The organism is Bacillus sp. AR8-1 (genome assembly GCF_008042345.1).
GTDB lineage: Bacteria > Bacillota > Bacilli > Bacillales > Bacillaceae_G > Bacillus_A > Bacillus_A cereus.
This window is the reverse complement of sequence record NZ_QNUB01000014.1, coordinates 69,473-85,671: the sequence shown is the minus strand read 5'-3', so window position 1 is coordinate 85,671 and position 16,199 is coordinate 69,473. Positions and strand designations below refer to the sequence as shown.

Here is a 16,199-nt window from a genome sequence, read left to right as displayed (position 1 = left end):
CCTATAGGGGATAATACCAATTAGCCCTCTTTTTTTATTTTCTTCTCACCTTTTCTTAATAACAAATAAAATTTAAATTTTATTTGTTATATTGTAATGAAAATCCGAAAAATCAACCCATTTTATTCAATAAAAAAGAGCACCACCCATACCTCATTATCCGTTTCTATAATATTCAAGTTTGATTAATAATAAAATTAAAGTATATGAACGTTACATGAAACACTTGTTAAGATAGCTCTCCTTCACACTATTTATTTCGCTGACGCTATATTATCAAAGCACACAATGATTAACTTTTTATACGGCTTATTTTAAGTGTGCTTGCCAATACTTTTACTTGTATGTTCTATACACTCATTCTCTACGGTATACTGATACCAACTTATATTTTTTGATGAGGGCCCATTTCCCTATATCCCTCTTTATTCCCATGTACTTTTTTTCTCAAATCCAAGCTAAATAATCTATATTGTTATCTTTTAAAATCAGCTCACTATCTGATTATATTAATAACCTATCACCTGGTAAAATCCTATTACCTAATTTATCTTCAATTGAATGGTCCATCATTTATACTTACGGATTGGCTTTCCCGTATCTATTGTGCATGGATATTGGATTTTCTAGCATCTAGCTCATTTCTTTAAAAATGTCGGATTTTTCGTCTATTATTAAATGAATAATGTTTGGAAGGGGATATAATATGACAGAAATTAAAGTAGGGCTTACACAATTTTTAGACTTCACACTGAAAGGTAGTACAGCTAAAACAACCTTTATAAAAAATCTAAAATCCCAACCTGAATATCAACCAGCTTTTGATTACTGGAAACAATTACGAGAAACTGTTATTAAATTTCATCAAAACAAACTATCTTTTGAATATTTCGAAACATTAGTACAAACGGTTGATCAGAAAAAAAAACAAAACTACATTGATGTCATAAAGCAATACAAAAAATTCATTAAAAATAAAGACATCTCTTGGTTTGATCCAGGTAAATCACATTGGAAATCAGATGATTTAATCGTCCGTTCATCACCTGAACTTGGCTTATTCATTAATAATGAGCCACATCTTATCAAATTGTTTTTCAAAGGAAAAAAAGAGCGAATTGATAAGTACAACATTAACTCGACACTTACACTATTAAATGAATCAACATTTTCAAATGAACGAAACGATGTGAATTATACGGTACTTAACATCCAAAAGAACAGAATGTATACGAATAACTCTATTAATAATAATCATTTAGTAGCGCTTAAATCAGAAGCTAACCAGTTTTGCTATATATGGAATAATCTATAAAGGTTACTATTCATCCCTTTTAATACCTTGTTGATGCATACTTTAGTTACAATTTTTACAGATTCATTCAGTTTCGTTTAATTAGGGCTCACCCTCTTATTCCTCAGAAACAATGCAGGTGGGCCTTTTTCAAAAATGGTTTCTTTGTCAGTTTTAACATACTAGCTCTCCCCCGAAACAGCTGCAATTGAAATTATTTTTGTTTTATTATTCACTATACCCACCAAGCCCCTTTTGTTAACATAATATAATTATAAATTACTATCGTTGCTACTTCTTCCATTCATATTCTAACATACTCATTTCCCATAAATTCCAATACGTTTCTCCTACTCTTTTTGACTCTCTTAATAAGCCTTCTTTTACAAACCCTATTTTTTCGTAACATGAAATGGCCGATATATTAAAATCATACACACCAAGAGTTACTCTATGTAGTTTTAATTCGTCAAAAGCAATATGAAGTACTGCTTTCATCATATGTTTTCCTATAGAACGTCCCCTCATCTTCGTATTACCAACTAATACTTTTCCAATTCTAGCGGACTTATTAATATTATCTATTTGCCCAAGCGAAATATGACCAATAACGTCTGAAGTCTCTTCATCTACCACTTTGAAAGCGAGTGTATTTGCACTTTCTATATACTTCTCTAATTGCTGTTCGTCTAAAGGGAATGTGAATGCATTTCCTGACCATTGTATTAGAAATTCTTCGGAATTAATCCAATTTATTAATTGTTTAAAATCAGATTTTTTAAAGGTTTTTAGTTTAATCACTTCCATGCTCCTTTCGTACATCATACTTTATAACCTCAAACTTATTTCTATATAAAGAATATATTCTCCTTTTATATGAAATTAAAATAAAGCCATTCATGTGAATGGCTTTACAAAAAAGCAGCATAATTATGCCTTGTTTGCTACATCAATACCATTAAAATCAAAGTCAGCAGTAACCGTTGTAACAGGTGGGAAAATTGCTTCAATTTTACAAATGGAAATAATTACTCCAACCGATCCAGGAATAGCCGCAAGCCTAACTACATCACAACTTACAGACGAAACAGTACCTACATAAGTACGTCCCTCTGTATTAATTTGAACTGTTCGATTAATTAATTTCTTAAGTTCATCTCTAATTCCTTGTACACAAGAATTATCACATTTCTCATGCTGTTCTTTTTTACACTCTTCGAATACTTCCCAACAATCATCTTGTTTACATGTACACTTCTTTTTACAATTATTAAATCGAGAACCCAATACCTCACCCCCTAATCCTTTCTATTAGTAAATTATGTCCACTAGCTTAAAAGGGTACGAGGCAAACACATAAAAAGAAAAAAACAAACAATTGTACCAAACCTTCTTTTCATTATTCATTATAAAAACAGACTTCTCCTAATTAAAATCTTGTTTAATGAGCGGCCGTGAATTTAGTCCTACTCCATTTAATGTTTAGACACCACTTTCTAAAACAAATCTTTTTCTTTTAATAAGACGCCCCTTAAAAACACACTAGATTTTCCCATTAACTCACATATACATAGACTTTATTTGTGGATTTCCCATTTTTCATTGTGAAATATACATTTAAAAAGCGTACTCGAAAATAAGATATTATTTGTAATCAGAACATTTTCTTCAATAAATGTTTATTGAAAAATACCATAACTAGTAGTAGTTCTCTCCACTTTCTCTTAAAAATTAGCATAGTTTGTATGAATTCTATATCGAGTAGAAGACACTCTATCATATAAAGATAAAATAGTAGGTTAATAAACAAGCCATTTTTTTATTAAAACATAGAATAATATGAACACTTTTGAAAGGAGGTAGAAATAAATGTCCTGGAAAAATGATTGCTGGAGTTCTCAGAAAAAGCATTGTTGTGATGATTGGTGGAAATCTAAAGAAAAGCATCATTGTGATGATGATTGGAGTTCTAAGGAAAAACATTGTAATGATGATTGGTGGAAATCTAAAGAAAAGTGTCATCGTGATGATGATTGGAGTTCTAAACGAAATAAGTGTCGTTGTAAATGTTTCTTTATTTGTTGCCATTGTAAAAGAAAAAATTGGTAATATTTTTAATGTCAACGTAAAGAAAAAAATATGTCTTTTGGAATCAATCAGGCTTTTCCGGAAAGTTGATCCCTCACCTACTTCCTTGCTTTCGCTGAATTTTTAGGTGGGGGCATTACTGCCCGGCAAATAGCGAGATAAATACTAGGATGTAATATATAAAAAGCTGACTGAGTATAGTCAGCTTTTTATATATTAATACGTAAAGGTTTAAACCGGCATATAAGCAGTCGCGCTTTGTCATCACCTTGTTGTTGTAAATTAGTATTTCTCCATTGAATAGACATTCCATAATATCGTATTTTGATTAAAACAAAAAACATACTTAACACCAATAGTAGAATTTTTCTTCTTCATCAAATTCACTTCTTTTCTTTTTATTAACATAAAAAAGGAGCTCTGTTTATATAGAGCTCCTTTCTAATTTTATAATTTACTAGACTGTAACCCTTGAATAAACGGTACTACTTCAGGATTTACAAGTGACGACAAATCACCTAATTCTTTTCCTAAATAAGCTGCTTTAATAACACGGCGCATTACTTTAGAATTACGTGTTTTCGGTAAATCTTCTACAACGTGGATGTCTTTAGGACACAACGCTTTTCCAATATGTGAGTTTACTAAACTCATTAATTCTTTCTTTAAATCTTCTGTAAATATTACCCCTTCTCGTAATACAGCAAAGCAATGACAAACTTCACCTTTCACTTCGTCAGGTACACCAATTGCAGCAGCTTCGATTACATCGTTATGTTTCACAAGAATAGATTCATATTCAGCAGGTCCAATACGTTTACCTGCAATATTTAACGTATCGTCTGAACGCCCTGTGATGATATATTGTTCACCATCGTAAATGACCCAGTCACCGTGGACCCATTTATTTTCAAAACGCGACCAATATGTGTTCACGTAACGTTCATCATCTTCCCAGAAGCTTTTCGTCATACCTACCCAAGGTTTCTCTAAGCATAATTCTCCGACTTCATCTCGAATTGGTTTACCTTGATCATCCAGTACGACAGCTGCCATTCCTGGTAAAGATGCGTTAAAACTAATCGGTGCGATTGGCTTAATAAGAACATTACCGAAAATCCCACCAGAGATTTCAGTTCCACCTGAGTAGTTACAGATTGGAACATTTCCTTTTCCAACTGTTTCAAACAGCCACATCCATGGATCAGGATTCCAAGGTTCTCCTGTTGATGCGAATACTTCCAAACTCTTTAAAGAATGTTTATTGACATACTCATCACCTTTTGCCATTAATGCTCGGATTAACGTTGGCGAAATACCTAGATGAGTAATTTCATATTTATCAACTGTCTCCCATAACCGGTCTGCTTCTGGGAAGTCTGGAACACCTTCGTACATAACCATCGTTGCTCCATTAATGAGTGAACCGAATAATAGAAACGGCCCCATCATCCAGCCCATATCAGTTACCCATAATACACGATCACCTTGTTTAATATTCATTCCAAATCCTGCATCAAAAGCTGCTTTCAAAGGAAATCCTGCATGCGTGTGTACTGTTCCTTTCGGCTTACCAGTCGTTCCTGATGTATAAATGAGCATTAATGGATCATCACTTTGCATTTCCTCGGCATGTATGAATGGTTTTTCTTTTTCTAGCGTACTCCACGAAAAGTCATAGTTATGTGGTATAAAATCATTTCCTGCATGACGAACGATAACAACTTTTTCAACAGTTGGGCAATGTTCACAAGCTTTATCTACTTCATCTTTTAAAGAAACAATTTTACCGCGGCGTGAAAATCCATCTGCGGTAATAATCATTTTTGAACCTGCCGCTTGCACACGTGTCATAACTGCATCAGACGCAAAGCCTGAGAATATTGGTGAAATAATTGCTCCAATTTTCATTACAGCTAGCATCGCAACAACTGTTTCTGGAATCATCGGCATATAAATTGTTACACGGTCACCTTTTTCAATACCCGCGTGTTTCAAACCATTGGCAACACGGCTTACCCAGTTATCAAGCTCTTCATATGTAAATGATTTTGAAGTTCCATTTTCTCCTTCGTACTGAAGTGCTGGCTGTATTCTTGTCTCTTCATCCGCAAGCCAGCGGGATAAAGCTGATTCTACAACGTTACATGTTCCGCCATTATACCACTGTGCAAACGGTGTACCATTTTCTAAATCTAACACTTCTGTATAAGGTTTCATCCATTGATAGCCAACTGCTTTTTCTGCCTCTCCCCAAAGCCAAGCTGTTTCCTCAATAGATTTATTATAAAAAGTTTCATAGTCTTCATATCCCAATGATTTCATCCAACTATATAAACGTGTTTTTTCCTTGTACTCTTCTGTTGGAAACCAAACTGCTTGTTTCAATGTTTTCCCCTCCTTAACTTTTTGAGCAAGAAAGCCCTAAATAGGGCTTTTAAACTGGATATACAGGATGTTTACGATCCGTGAATACTTGATATTTACTCATATACATTTCGAAACGTCCTTTTAACTCTTCACGTAAATTGTTTGGATGAACAATACCATCAATCACCATCTCTGATGCTAAATGATAAATATCAATATCTTTCTTATACTCTTCACGTTTTTCAGCAATGAAGCTAGCACGCTCTTCTTCTGGTAAAGCTGCAATTTTATTTGCATATACAGCATTGACCGCAGCTTCTGGACCCATTACCGCAATAGAGGCTGTCGGTAATGCCAGGCAGCAATCTGGTTCAAATGCTGGACCTGCCATCGCATATAAACCAGCACCATATGCTTTACGAACAACGATAGAAATCTTCGGTACAGTTGCTTCACTCATTGCAGAAATCATTTTTGCACCGTGGCGAATAATACCAGCACGCTCTACTTTTGTACCGATCATAAATCCTGGTACATCCGCAAGGAATAATAATGGAATATGATATGCGTCGCATAAATTAATAAACTTAGCAGCTTTATCAGCTGAATCATGGAATAATACGCCGCCCTTCATACGCGGCTGATTTGCAATAATACCAACTGGCTTACCATCAATACGTGCTAAGCCTGTAATTAGCTCTTGAGCAAATAATTTTTTTACTTCATAGAATGAACCTTCATCAATAACTCTATTAATGAGATCTTTCATATTGAAAGGAGCATTTTGATTTTCTGGAATGATTTGTTCTAACGTTTTATCGAATTGTTTCGGTTCTTGGGGTGTAACCAATGGAGTCTTTTCTAAGTAGTTATTTGGAAAATATGAAATGTATTGCCTTGCTTGTGTAATCGCATCTTCTTCTGTCTTACATAAAACATCTCCGCATCCTGATACAGAGCAATGCATACGAGCTCCGCCCATCTCTTCTAAAGTTACCTTCTCACCGATAACCATCTCAGCCATACGAGGAGATCCTAAATACATAGATGCATTTCCTTCTACCATCATTACAACGTCACAAAAGGCTGGAATATACGCACCACCAGCTGCAGAAGGTCCAAATAACAAGCATACTTGAGGAACTTTACCTGATAACTTCACTTGATTATAGAAGATTCTTCCTGCACCGCGGCGCCCTGGGAACATTTCTACTTGATCTGTAATACGTGCTCCAGCAGAGTCGACTAAATAAAATAACGGAACACGTAGTTTTTCAGCTGTTTCTTGAATACGTAAAATCTTTTCAACTGTGCGTGATCCCCATGATCCAGCTTTTACAGTAGAATCATTGGCCATTACACACGCAGTACGACCATGTATTTTACCCGTTGCCGTTACAACGCCATCCGCAGGTAAGCCTGTTTGTTCACAGTTAGCAAATAATGCATCTTCTACATATTCGCCATTATCAAATAGAAGCGCTAAACGATCTCGAACAAATAATTTTCCTTTTGCTTTATTTTGCTCATGATATTTCGGTGCCCCGCCTTGTTTAATTGTTTCAACTCGTTCTTCAAATGAATTAGATTGTTGTTTTTGGTCTAACATATTTACTCCCCCTTATACATCGGTTTGCGTTTTTCTTTGAATGCCTGTAATCCTTCTATTCGATCTTTCGTATGGATTACACCTTCATACGCTTGTTTTTCCATTTGTAATCCGGTATGTAAATCAACTTGAATACCATTTGAAATTGCCTCTTTTGCTAATCGAACAGCAATCGGTCCATTACTAGCAATTTTCTCTGCTATTTCAATCGCTTTCTCTTCAAGTAAATTAGCTGGTACAACAAATTCTACTAAACCGTATTCTTTTGCTTCTTGCGCTGAAATACGTCTACCTGTATAAATTAATTCTTTCGCTCTACCAACACCAATTAATCTCGGTAAGCGCTGTGTACCACCTGCTCCTGGTATAATTGCAAGTGTCGTTTCAGTAAGACCAAGACTTGCAGATTCAGCAGCAATTCTAAAATCACAAGCTAAACTTAATTCCGTACCACCACCAAGTGCAATTCCATTTATAGCAGCAATAACTGGCTGTGGTAATTGTTCAACCATCTCCATAGTAGTGCGAATCATACTAACAGCATGGCGAACTTGTTCTTCGTTCATATCGGCACGCTCTTTTAAATCTGCACCAGCACAAAATGCTTTTTCACCAGCACCAGTCAAAATAACTACACGCACGTTTGAATCTTCACTTATTTGAGTTAATATAGTTTGTAATTCATCTAATAATGCTAAAGATAATGAGTTTGCTTGTCTTTCACGATATAACGAAATCTTTACAACGTGAGGTGTTACATAATCAACTGAAATGTTTTGTAATTGTAGCATCTTCTCACCTACTTATCGTTTTATGTTGAAGCGCTCTATACACATGACTCGGTAATTGGATATTTAATTTACTTTGAATAAATTGACTTGCTCTCAATAACTTCTCTTCATCAATATTCGTTTGGACTCCTAACTTATGGAGCATATGTACTAGGTCATCAGTAGCAACATTACCTGATGCTCCTGGTGCATAAGGGCAGCCCCCGAGTCCACCACAAGAACTATCAAACGTTTTAATACCGTATTCTAATGATTTAACTACATTCGCTAGAGCCATTCCATACGTATTATGAAAATGCATTGCAAACTGCGAAGCATCATACTTCTTTAATAGATGTTCTAATACTTGTTCTACTTGTAATGGATTCGCTACACCGATTGTATCCCCAAGAGAAACTTCATAAATGCCGTATGAAAATAGTTGATTACATAATTCGTCAACTGCTGTGACACTTATATCCCCTTCATAAGGACATCCAAATACAGTAGAAACATAGCCTCTTACCTTTTTCCCTTCGAATAATGCCTGTTTTGTTATATCTTCAATTACAACTAATGCTTCTTTAATCGATTTATTAATATTACTTTTATTATGAGATTCACTTGCTGATAAAAAAACATTCACCTCATCTACATTTTGCAAAAAAGCTCGTTCCAAACCATTTTGATTCGGAACAAGCGCAGCATATGTAACATTTGGGTCCCTTTTCAGCTCAGAAAATACATCATTTGCATCTGCTAATGCAGGGACCCATTTTGGGTGAACGAATGAGGAAACTTCAACATACGACAATCCTGCTTCTGTAAGTAGTTGAATCCATTTTACTTTATCTTTTGTGCCAACAATCTTTTTTTCATTTTGTAAGCCATCACGTGGCCCGACTTCTTTAATGACAGCAAAATTAGGTAGTTTCAATTCGCTTCCCCCTATATCTCCCTATTCAATTTCTAATAATACATCTCCTTCATTTACAAAATCGCCTTCTTGCACATTAATTTTCATAACTGTGCCAGCTTCTTCTGAAATGATTGGAATTTCCATTTTCATAGATTCCAAAATGACGACATCCTGCTCTTCCTCTACTGTATCTCCTACTCCTACAACAATCTTCCAAACGTTTCCTGCCATCGATGCGTATACTTTCGTCATCATTTTTTCCCCCTTAATATTGTTAAATCTTATTTTTTAACGAGTTGTTTCGTTACAAACCCCGTTGTATAAATACCCTCTTTGAACACTTCGTCTTCCAAAACTTGCAGTAGCATTGGCGTGTTCGTTTTAATACCTTCTACTTTTAATTCTTCTAGAGCATCATGTAATTTCGAAATTGCTTCTTCACGAGTCTCGCCATGTGCAATGACTTTCGCAATCATTGGATCATAGAAAGGTGTAATCGTTACATGATTTTCTAAGAAGTGATCAATCCGTACATTTGACGGTAATGTTAAATCTGTAATTTTCCCAGGTGATGGGAAGAATGTTTTCGGATCCTCTGCATAAATACGAGCTTCAATGGCATGACCACTACGTTTTACATCATCCTGAGTAAATGATAGTTTCTCTCCACTTGCGATAAGGAGTTGCTGTTCTACAAGGTCTAATCCCGTAATTTCTTCTGTCACTGGATGCTCTACTTGTAATCTCGTATTCATCTCTAAGAAATAGAAGTTCTTCTGATCATCTACAAGAAACTCAACTGTACCTGCATTTGTATAGCCAAGTGCTTTGGCAGCTTGTACAGCAACTTCTCCCATCGCCTTTCGTGTACCTTCATCTAAAAATGGTGAAGGTGCTTCTTCGATTACTTTTTGATTTCGGCGCTGTACCGAACATTCACGCTCCCATAAATACACTGTGTTACCATGTGTATCTGCTAAAAGCTGAATTTCAATATGATGCGCATCTGCTATATATCGCTCTAAATACATTTCTCCGTTACCAAAGAAGTTTTGCGCTCTTGTTTTATTACTTTCAAACGCTTTGGTGAGCGTTTGCTCAGTTTCCATCAACTGCATACCAATGCCTCCGCCGCCTGCGGATGCCTTAAGCATTAAGGGATAACCAATTTGTTTTGCAATTTCAATTGCTTCTTCAGCAGTTTCAATATTTGTAGTAATACCTGGGACTACTGGGACATCTGCTGCTTGCATTGCGATACGTGATTCGATTTTACTTCCCATCTTCGTAATGATTTCTTCTGAAGGACCGATAAATACGATTCCTTCTTCTTTGCAACGAACCGGAAAAGACGGATTCTCTGATAATAAACCATAACCCGGATGAATCGCTTCTGCATTTGTCTTCTTAGCTATTTCAATAATTTTTTCAAGGTTTAAATAACTTTCTTGAACACGCGGTCCACCTACTAAGTAAGCTTCATTTGCCATCTTCACATGAAGGGCATTTTCATCTGCTTCAGAATAAATAGCAACAGTGCGTATGCCAAGTTTTTGACAAGTTTTCATAATACGAACAGCAATTTCCCCGCGATTCGCAATTAATATTTTTTGAAACATAGTGATTCCTCCCTTTTATCTACATCCTAAATGTCTAGCAATTACGAGACGTTGAATTTCAGAAGTTCCTTCACCAATTTCTAATAGTTTCGCATCACGAATATGTCGTTCAACTTCATATTCACGCATATAACCATATCCACCATGAATCTGTACTGCTTGATTCGCAATACGGCTTGCTGCTTCCGATGCAAATAGTTTTGCCATTGCCGCTTCTTTGCCGAAAGGTTTATCGTTATCTTTTAACCAAGCTGCTTTATGTACTAAATTGCGTGCTAGCTCTACTTCAGTCGCCATATCAGCTAATTTAAATTGAATCGCTTGGAAATTAGAGATTGACTTTCCAAATTGTTGACGTTCTTTCGCATATTGTAATGCACGTTCAAAGGCTGATTGCGCAATACCAACTGCCAATGCAGCGATTGAAATACGCCCTCCATCAAGTGTATATAAAAATTGTTTAAAGCCTTTATTTACATCACCAAGAATATTTTCTTTCGGTACACGAACACCATCAAGTACGATTTCACAAGTATTAGAAGCGCGAACACCCATCTTATCGTAAGGACTTGAAATCGTTAATCCTTCACTCGTAGTAGGCACGATAAATGCAGAAATACGTTTTCTACCATTCTCTTCAATACCGTTGACAGCGGTTACAATAATTGTATTTGCATACTCTGCGTTTGTAATCCAACACTTCTCACCACTGATTACATACTCATCACCATCTAATACCGCTTTCGTTTGAGTACCACCTGCATCTGATCCAGCATTCGGCTCCGTTAATCCGAAGGCACCTAATGTTTTACCTGACGCCATTGGAACTAAATACTTTTGTTTTTGTTCTTCTGTACCGAAATAATAAATTGGAGAAGCACCTAATGAAATTGTTGCAGCATAGCTTAAACCGGTGCCACCACAAGCGCGACCAATTTCTTCAACTGCTAAAGCATACGATACTGTATCGCCACCTGAACCTCCATACTCTTCTGGGAATGGGATGCCTAGTAATCCTAGTTCGCCCATTTTTTGAAATGTTTCATATGGAAACTCTGCAGTTTTGTCATAATATACAGCTTTCGGTGCGATTTCCTTTTCAGCAAAGTCACGTACCATTTCTTTAATCATTTGTTTTTCGCGAGTTAGAGTAAATTCCATTCCGCTACACACCCCTTATCGAATATTGAGTTTCGACAGCGTGCGAGTTTCTACTACAAACATAACAACTTAAAAGACAAGAATATTAGTTAGACAATTGCTATAATTCTGTCATAACTTAATTTTAAAACAGATTCTGTACTAATGCACAAAAAAATTCCTACATTGTTCTACAACAATATAGGAGGTTTTGTGTCGAATTATGTAATTTATTGTTTAATAATCTCTACCTTTTCCGGAATCAGAAATTTCTACTAATGCTTCAGGATATGGTTCGAAATATGTTTGTCTTAATAAATACTTTTCATCAAATCGAATAGCCCATGATTTTAAAATTGTAAGTAAACTACTAAGTGGTATTTTCTTTTCTGCATACTTTTGTAACAGTTCTATAAAATGATCTTTTTCTTGTTTTTTTAACTTTGTTTTAAAATATCCAAAAATGTGCTCGCATACATTTACATTCGATGTATAACGGGGCGCACGCATAAATAATTCATATAAAGTCTTCTCATAGTTTTCAAATACCACTTCAATCTTTTCATTTTTTTGATTTGCAATTATACGACCTAATTCCTTTTGTTTCACCTGATTATATGCCATAAATAAATATTTATTATCCGACTGAAACGATACAAGTTCTTTCATATTTTTATTGTGTTTAATCATTTTGTAATATGCGATTGTAAATAGCCTTGTAAAGAAATGCTCTCTAATAATAAAATTCGACAATCTACCTTCCTCTTCAATAGGAAGATACGAAAAATTTTTTACTACTGCTCCGCCAAATAAGCCAGCTCCTTTTCCCTTTGCTGGCGCTTTTTCAAAACCAGAATAAATTTTCACATCACGCGTACCACAACTTGGTGAACGATTCTTTAAAATAAAACCATCCACATCCGATATCGTTTGTAAAAAGTCATTTGAAAACTGTTCCATTTTTTCAGTTACATCTTCTCGTGTCGACGGTTGCACAAGTCTATTCTCACCATTTTCTTCTACAATTCGTATCGTTTCACGAGGAGTCCCCAATCCAATCTCGACTTCTGGACAAACAGGTATAAATGTAACAAATGGCTGCAAATTTCGTATTGTTACATCTGGAATCATCTCTCCATTATAACGACAAGCATCAAATTCTAAACATTTACTTACGACGATTGTAGGTTTTGCAAATTGTCGCATCTTATTACCTCCTTATTACTAGTCCGTATAATATAAATTGTACTAAGATTAACATTTTAAGCAAAGTTTGATTCAGTTATTTTTATGAGAAATATAAATCCAATGATACATTAACAATCATTCAACTCTATTTTCTATAAATGTGCGCCCTATTAATGAGGGTTTAGATATTGTGAAATGAATAATACACACATGCTTCGGAGAAATTAATGATTAAGAAAGGAGGGATTGTTATGAAAAAGAAATTATCATCTATTTTGAGTGTTTTAACACTATCTATTATGTTTTTAGGTACATCTACGCAAGCTGAATACGATGGAAATAATATGAATAGAGTTAATAACACTGATATTTCAACTCGAGTAAATGACAATAACTTAGACAGAGTTAATAATGATGTAAGAACTCGAAATATAAATACAACAAATGATTTAAATGATAATCGTGATAAAAATAATAATTGGGCTTGGCTTGGTTTATTAGGACTAGCAGGATTATTAGGTCTTAGAAGAAGAGACAAAGAAACACGCTGATTTAGAATGTTTTTATTAAACAAGCACTTATTTATCAAAAATATATAATGAAAATAAATCGCCTTTTTAAAGGCGATTTATTTTTACTTAAAAGTAATGTATGTAATTCACACTTCAACGATTAAAATCGTGGAGTTAATCCATACAATATAAATTGAATCGTATTTTCAATTTCCGCTTCATCATTCCATTTTTCTTCAGGCAATAATAAAAATCGTGTTAATAATAAACCTAATACAGCTGATAAAGTAAGACGTAGTACGGAAGATGGTGGTATCTCAATAATTTCCCCTTCTTCTTGAAATTTCACAATCAACTTTTTGAAATGTGAAAACAGTTCTGTTTCTACTAATTGCTGTATTTCATTTTTCAGTTCTGGTTGGAATGGCACCTCTTGAATTAATATTTTTATCATAGGAAAGTGTTTTTGAGCAAATTTAAACCTATTATGAATTACAACCCTTAAAAGTCTTTCATATGATTCATACTCCGATTTAAATATTTCTTTTGCAAAGGTTTGTACGAAAAATGGTGCAGCGAACTTAGTTAAAGTTGGCATTACGACCGCTAGTAATAAATCTTTTTTCGTCTTATAGTAGCGGAAGATTGTTCCTTCCGCTACACCAGCCCGTTTTGCAATTTCACTTGTTGAAGTTGAAGCGTATCCTTTTTCTCCAAACATATCAACAGCCGCCTCTAATATTCGCATTTGACGTTCATTTCTTTTATCCGTATTAGTTGCAGCTATTAATTCCTCCAGCCAATCCTTCTGCATTTATAAAGCTCCTTTTTGTCATTATTATATTTTGCGATGTTTCTTTAAAGCAAATACATTTCCTACTGCAAATAATATTGAAAAAAGTAATAATACAGTAAGATCTAATGCAATCTCTGTAAACCCTTGATTCCGAATCATCACTTGTCTCATTGCGTCAGCGCCGTATGTGAGTGGAAATACTTTCCCTAACATTTGTAGCCACTTGTTCATAGATTCCATTGGAAACAATCCAGAAAAGAAGATTTGTGGCACAATAACAAGCGGTATAAATTGAATCATTTGAAATTCATTATTTGCGTATGCCGATAAAAACGTACCTAATGTTAGTGCAGTTAAAGAGAGCATACATGTAATAAGTAGCGTTAGCCATATAGAGCCAGCTACGTATAAATCTAAAATATAAACGGAAAAACTTACGATAATAATGGATTGTATAAAGGCAAAGATTCCAAAACCAATAATATAACCTGCGACTATTTCCCATCTTCTTATTGGGGTGGATAATAACCTTTCTAGCGTACCACTTAAACGTTCTCTTACGAAGGATACACCTGATAATATAAATACAAAGAAAAATGTAAAGAAACCAATTAATACAGGACCAAGCCCATCAAACATCGTAAAGTCTTTAGAGCCATGTAAAAAATTTACTTCAGGTTTCATAATCGATACATCATTCTTCTCTGTGCTTTTTTGCAATACTTGAAGTACAGCACGATTTTTTGACGAATCACTACCTTCCAACAGAAGTTTCATTTTTCCATTCTCTATTCGAAGTATTGCATCTACCTTTTGTTTTTCTAACTCAGAAATCGCGTTTTCTTTACTGTATTCATAAATTGACGCTTCTTGATTTTTCATCACTTTTACTATTTGAGCGGGCATATCAACAACAGCAATTTGCGGTATATAGTCTTTTTGTGTAAACACTAGCGATAATAGCCAAAGTAATAACATTGGTGCCCCAAACATCATCGCTAACGAACGCTTATCTCGAAAAAATTGGCGAATAATACGAATGATTACACCAGTAACTCTCATGATGACACCACCTCTTCCAACAAAAAGACATCTTCAATCCGTCCAGATGACACGCGTTTTTTCAATTCTTCAGTTGTTCCAACCGCAACTAGTTTCCCTTCTCTAATTAATCCTAGACGCTCACAAAATTCAGCTTCATCCATAATGTGCGTCGTTACAATAATCGTTGTGCCTTTCTTTTTAAGATCATAAAATTTTTCCCAAATCGTTTTCCTAAGAAGCGGATCTATCCCCACTGTAGGCTCATCTAAAATTAATATTTCTGGTTCATGGAGGAGTGCTATTGCTAATGATAAGCGTTTTTTCATTCCACCTGAAAATTGTTGTACTTGCTTTTTCATATACTCTGACAATTGTACAAGTTCAAAAACCTCTGCAATTCTTGTCTTTTTACTTTTTCCCTTTAATCCATACATCGTTGCTATAAAATCTGCATTTTCATATGCTGACAATTCTTCATATAATGCATCCGCCTGGGCCATATAACCAATTCGTTTCATTTCATTTAAATTAGGCATATTAGTATTATTAACAAGTACTTCACCTTTCGTTGCCTCATTAATACCTGCAATCATTTTAATGAGCGTTGTTTTCCCCGATCCAGAAGGTCCAACAAAACCAAAAATCTCTGCTTTTTCAACTTGCAATGAAAGATTGTGTAACACTTCTTTTTTTCCAAAACTTTTTGATACAGTCCGTAAAATAATTGAAGGTTGTTGCACGTTTCATCCTCCTTTTCCAATAAAAATGAGTGAGTACTCACTTTTATTTTACTCTTGCTTAATTATATGTCAAACTTCGTTGATTAGTATGTATGTTCAATCACCGATAT

16 protein-coding genes are annotated in these 16,199 nt (G+C 34.8%); 3 read left to right on the top strand and 13 right to left on the bottom strand.

Annotated features, from left to right (window positions below; genetic code table 11):
• Positions 1-706 precede the first annotated feature (706 nt).
• Positions 707-1,315 carry a hypothetical protein gene (locus DN400_RS09085; protein ID WP_000136053.1) on the top strand — a complete coding sequence of 203 codons (609 nt, stop codon included), beginning with the start codon at positions 707-709 and terminating at the stop codon, positions 1,313-1,315.
• A gap of 270 nt (positions 1,316-1,585) precedes the next feature.
• Here DN400_RS09085 and DN400_RS09080 read toward each other — a convergent pair whose 3' ends face one another.
• Both DN400_RS09080 and DN400_RS09075 read right to left on the bottom strand, forming a co-directional pair.
• Complete coding sequence (locus DN400_RS09080) at positions 1,586-2,119, bottom strand: GNAT family N-acetyltransferase (RefSeq protein ID WP_000990089.1); 534 nt, start codon at positions 2,117-2,119, stop codon at positions 1,586-1,588.
• A 105-nt stretch (positions 2,120-2,224) separates the two neighbouring features.
• On the bottom strand, positions 2,225-2,581 hold the full coding sequence (locus DN400_RS09075; protein WP_000535577.1) for a hypothetical protein: 357 nt from the start codon (positions 2,579-2,581) through the stop codon (positions 2,225-2,227).
• Between the two features lie 562 nt (positions 2,582-3,143).
• Here DN400_RS09075 and DN400_RS09070 point away from each other — a divergent pair.
• Positions 3,144-3,509, top strand: coding sequence for a hypothetical protein (locus tag DN400_RS09070; protein ID WP_079997160.1), 366 nt, complete (start codon positions 3,144-3,146; stop codon positions 3,507-3,509).
• Between the two features lie 320 nt (positions 3,510-3,829).
• Here the strand turns inward: DN400_RS09070 and DN400_RS09065 are convergent, their stop codons facing one another.
• The 8 genes from DN400_RS09065 to DN400_RS09030 all read right to left on the bottom strand — a co-directional run bounded on the left by DN400_RS09065 (position 3,830) and on the right by DN400_RS09030 (position 13,015).
• Entirely contained in the window at positions 3,830-5,770 is a 1,941-nt protein-coding gene (locus tag DN400_RS09065; RefSeq protein WP_097914572.1) for an AMP-binding protein, read from the bottom strand.
• Positions 5,771-5,819: 49 nt separating this feature from the next.
• On the bottom strand, positions 5,820-7,361 hold the full coding sequence (locus DN400_RS09060) for an acyl-CoA carboxylase subunit beta (protein WP_000886744.1): 1,542 nt from the start codon (positions 7,359-7,361) through the stop codon (positions 5,820-5,822).
• A 2-nt stretch (positions 7,362-7,363) separates the two neighbouring features.
• Positions 7,364-8,152 carry an enoyl-CoA hydratase gene (locus tag DN400_RS09055; RefSeq protein WP_000939814.1) on the bottom strand — a complete coding sequence of 263 codons (789 nt, stop codon included), beginning with the start codon at positions 8,150-8,152 and terminating at the stop codon, positions 7,364-7,366.
• Between the two features lie 4 nt (positions 8,153-8,156).
• The gene (mvaB, locus tag DN400_RS09050) at positions 8,157-9,068 is read right to left on the bottom strand and encodes a hydroxymethylglutaryl-CoA lyase (RefSeq protein WP_000775435.1); all 912 of its coding nucleotides are present in this window, start codon (positions 9,066-9,068) and stop codon (positions 8,157-8,159) included.
• Between the two features lie 21 nt (positions 9,069-9,089).
• Positions 9,090-9,305: an acetyl-CoA carboxylase biotin carboxyl carrier protein subunit gene (locus DN400_RS09045; RefSeq protein ID WP_001987345.1), complete on the bottom strand. Its 216-nt coding sequence runs from the start codon at positions 9,303-9,305 to the stop codon at positions 9,090-9,092.
• 26 nt (positions 9,306-9,331) lie between these two features.
• Positions 9,332-10,669: an acetyl-CoA carboxylase biotin carboxylase subunit gene (locus DN400_RS09040; protein WP_000486742.1), complete on the bottom strand. Its 1,338-nt coding sequence runs from the start codon at positions 10,667-10,669 to the stop codon at positions 9,332-9,334.
• A 15-nt stretch (positions 10,670-10,684) separates the two neighbouring features.
• On the bottom strand, positions 10,685-11,830 hold the full coding sequence (locus tag DN400_RS09035; protein ID WP_000397279.1) for an acyl-CoA dehydrogenase: 1,146 nt from the start codon (positions 11,828-11,830) through the stop codon (positions 10,685-10,687).
• A gap of 216 nt (positions 11,831-12,046) precedes the next feature.
• Positions 12,047-13,015 carry a YbgA family protein gene (locus DN400_RS09030; RefSeq protein WP_001248644.1) on the bottom strand — a complete coding sequence of 323 codons (969 nt, stop codon included), beginning with the start codon at positions 13,013-13,015 and terminating at the stop codon, positions 12,047-12,049.
• Positions 13,016-13,248: 233 nt separating this feature from the next.
• Between DN400_RS09030 and DN400_RS09025 the strand changes: the two genes are divergently transcribed.
• Positions 13,249-13,548, top strand: a complete 300-nt coding sequence (locus DN400_RS09025; protein ID WP_061660872.1) for a WGxxGxxG family protein — start codon at positions 13,249-13,251, stop codon at positions 13,546-13,548.
• A gap of 121 nt (positions 13,549-13,669) precedes the next feature.
• Here DN400_RS09025 and DN400_RS09020 read toward each other — a convergent pair whose 3' ends face one another.
• The 3 genes from DN400_RS09020 to DN400_RS09010 are packed head-to-tail and all read right to left on the bottom strand — an operon-like array spanning position 13,670 to position 16,089.
• On the bottom strand, positions 13,670-14,323 hold the full coding sequence (locus DN400_RS09020; RefSeq protein ID WP_016512809.1) for a TetR/AcrR family transcriptional regulator: 654 nt from the start codon (positions 14,321-14,323) through the stop codon (positions 13,670-13,672).
• Between the two features lie 24 nt (positions 14,324-14,347).
• Positions 14,348-15,367, bottom strand: coding sequence for an ABC transporter permease (locus DN400_RS09015; protein ID WP_053564454.1), 1,020 nt, complete (start codon positions 15,365-15,367; stop codon positions 14,348-14,350).
• Positions 15,364-16,089 (bottom strand): ABC transporter ATP-binding protein, encoded by a 726-nt coding sequence (locus DN400_RS09010; RefSeq protein WP_147801644.1) that lies wholly within the window; start codon positions 16,087-16,089, stop codon positions 15,364-15,366. The genes DN400_RS09015 and DN400_RS09010 overlap by 4 nt, the downstream gene beginning before the upstream one ends.
• Between the last annotated feature and the right edge of the window lie 110 nt (positions 16,090-16,199).